The organism is uncultured Methanobrevibacter sp. (assembly GCF_937906425.1).
Taxonomy (GTDB): domain Archaea; phylum Methanobacteriota; class Methanobacteria; order Methanobacteriales; family Methanobacteriaceae; genus Methanobrevibacter.
Genome location: NZ_CALCYR010000046.1, coordinates 1 through 3,099 on the forward strand (window position 1 = coordinate 1; position 3,099 = coordinate 3,099).

A 3,099-nucleotide genomic window follows, 5' to 3' on the forward strand; every position below is an offset into this window, starting at 1 on the left:
TATAAAAAAAGAAAAAAATAAAAAATTTTTAAAAAAATAGGTTTTGTCGAACAACCTAAAAAAATAAAAAAATAAAAATAATTTAAAACTTGAATAAAGCAATGAAAAGTAAAAAAAAAGAAAAATAATTTTCTTCTATGCTTTTAATCAGGACATGGAAAATTATCCATAAAAACATAGGGAAAAATAATTAAAAATCGGATTGCTTACCAAGAGCTTGTTTTAGTTCGAGTATCACTATAACCTAATCTAATGCAGTAAGGACATTTGCTGCCGTCTACAACAGCTACCCTACCATGATCTGCACAGTAGCCGGTTTTATCACTGCTTTTAGGCTTTGAAGTTGAAAGGTCATTATCTATATCAACAGCATATTTTTTAGTATGATCCCTTACTACTTTAAACAATTCCAATTCACTTTCAGACAAAGAACCGTCACCATCACTGTCAGCTTCATCAAATACATGGGATAAGACTGTTCTGGAAGCCTCTGGGAAATAGCTTGATGCCTGAGATAAGCTTACTCCGCTATTAGGACCATTCCAAGTATAATCGCTATGCTTTAAAAGATAATCCATTTCCTTGATTTCATCACCTGTTAAAATGCCATCTCCGTTAGAGTCTGCTTGATCAAACATTTCTTCCTTAGCATCTTCAGGAGTATGAGCAGTATAAATATCATCAAGAGTATAGCTTGACTGATCCCATTCGCTTTCGCTAAAGTTTTCATAACGATTATCATCATCTGCACTTATATCACTTATTGAATCAGATGTGTCTAAATCATTTGAAGATAGGACATCATTATCATTTGAACCATCTCCAAGTACAAGGAATAAACCTGCAGCAATAATGCAAACGCATATAATTGCAGCAACAGCAATTATAATCTTATTATTGGATGATTCACTGCCTTGAGACTTTTCTATATTTGAAGATGAGTTCAAATTAGCGCCACATCCCTTGCAAAATTTAGCGTCTTCCTTATTCTCCATTCCGCATTTTGGACAAAACATATTCTACCTCCTTATATAATTACTCAATAACATTTACATTTCCATTACTAATATCTTCAATATGGAACCATCCCCCACCAAACCAGGCATACTCATTTCCCTTATCATCATAGCCACTTATGGTTTCATAATCATAAGAATCCGGATTAACTGTAATATTTACATTGTTTACAAGATAATTCTTATTTTTCTCTAAAAATTCTTCATTGAAATAAGAATGGGGACCTTCCTTGATTGTTATTGTTTTAGTGTATTGTGTAACGTTTCTCCAACCTAATTCAGGAATATCCTCATCAGTATAAATTACATCAATCTTATAGCTTCCTGCCATAAAATCTAAAGGAAATGAAGTTTTTCCTTCATAATCAGTGAAATTTAATTGCCTTACAGATCCACCATAATCATTATAGCAGACCAACTCAATTATCTTATCTTCCATAGGGGTTCCATTTTCATCTACTAAAGCCACTAAATACTCATCACCTTCAACAAATTCAGAGATACCGAAATCAGATAATTGAGGTCCTTGATTCATATTCATATAAACAAAAGCACCTACAGCAGCAGAAACACATAGAATAACTGCAATTGCAATTATTAAAACCTTGTTTGAACTGAAAAAAGATTCTTTTTGTGGAGTTGAAACTGGAATCAGAGAATTTCCGCATTTTTTGCAGAACTTTGCATTTTCTTCGTTGTCAAAACCACAATTTGAACATATATTAGACATAAAAAAACTCTTTAAAATTATTTAAAAATCATATGGGCTACACCATGATTTACGGGGTCTGACTGAGGCAAGTCTCTAAAATCAATAATATCAGTCAATGGAGCAATGAGTATTTTACCTGTACCTCTGTAAACATTTACAAAGCCTTCTCTTGAAATGGCAGATCCTACAAGTGTTTTTGCAGATTTTTCAACAGTTAATTCAAGAGTGCTGGTCCATGCAATAGCCATTGAACCATCAATTGATAATGTATCATTATTTAATTCAATAACTATAATCTCTTTAAATGGAACCCTTGATTCAAGACAGACATAACCTTTTCCTTCCAATACAGTATTGAATAAACCTTCATTAGCTGCAATAGCACTGGAAAAATTAGTTCGGGCTTTAATAGTCAAATGAACTGATTTTTCTGCAGCTAAAAATAGACCATCATCAATCATTAAGTTATTGTTAAAATCATCCAAGTTTAAAAGAAGAATGTGCTTATATGTTTTATCTGTGACAACATATCCATCTCCAGCATATTCTGGCTTTACGGCTGATTCACCTGTGACTTTGGATTTCACATACTTTTTTCCAAAGTCAGTTACGCCCTTAATGCCTGAAGACAGTTTATTGGATCCGCTCATCCACTGCAATGATCCTGATTGAAGACAAATCCCAGAGGTTTTACTTAAATCCGCGACTAATTGCCTAGGCCTTATATTCATTTTGCTTGAAAAATACATCATCATTGCATCAGCTGGTGTGACACTTAAATCTTTTTCATATTCAATGACTGTAAATGGCCCTTTCTCATCAACCACTTTAATGTTGTCATTTTCACCAATGAAGTTGCTGATTTTTATATTGCTGTCTCTGGAAAATTTTGATTTAGAGAAATTATTAGTTTTTCTACTTTCTGTAAAAGAGGATTTAGGATTTGGATCAGACTTTTTGGTGTTTGTATTTTTCCTTTCATCAGCCATTCCGTTTCCACTAAACGGATATTTCATAATTTTATTTACTTTAGTTCCGCAATTAGTACAGAATTCAGAATCTTCGTCGATTTGCTCTCCACAATTAGTACAATAAATATTTGTCAAAAAATCACCCCTCTTAATTAGTTAGTTAAATGTTTAAATTTAATTAATGATAAAAATTTCGGCTTTGTTGAAATACATTTTACATTTAGAAAAAAATAAAGTCTAAAATTAAAATAAAAAAATAAAAAAATTAAAAAAAAGTAATGAAAATTAATACTTAAAAAAAATAAAAAAAGATTTGATATTAATAAGAAATCCCTTAAATGAAATCCCATTTTGGTCTGGCTTCTACGCCAAGTTTCTTATACATTCTTCGAGTTTTAGG

At 31.7% G+C, this 3,099-nt stretch carries 3 protein-coding genes; all 3 read right to left on the bottom strand.

The window, feature by feature from the left end; all coding sequences use genetic code 11:
• Positions 1 to 206: 206 nt before the first annotated feature.
• The 3 genes from Q0138_RS01320 to Q0138_RS01330 are packed head-to-tail and all read right to left on the bottom strand — an operon-like array spanning position 207 to position 2,834.
• Positions 207 to 1,016, bottom strand: coding sequence for a zinc-ribbon domain-containing protein (locus tag Q0138_RS01320; protein WP_297979850.1), 810 nt, complete (start codon positions 1,014 to 1,016; stop codon positions 207 to 209).
• A 19-nt stretch (positions 1,017 to 1,035) separates the two neighbouring features.
• Positions 1,036 to 1,746, bottom strand: a complete 711-nt coding sequence (locus tag Q0138_RS01325; RefSeq protein ID WP_297979853.1) for a zinc ribbon domain-containing protein — start codon at positions 1,744 to 1,746, stop codon at positions 1,036 to 1,038.
• Between the two features lie 17 nt (positions 1,747 to 1,763).
• Complete coding sequence (locus Q0138_RS01330) at positions 1,764 to 2,834, bottom strand: AIM24 family protein (RefSeq protein ID WP_297979857.1); 1,071 nt, start codon at positions 2,832 to 2,834, stop codon at positions 1,764 to 1,766.
• Positions 2,835 to 3,099: the final 265 nt, after the last annotated feature.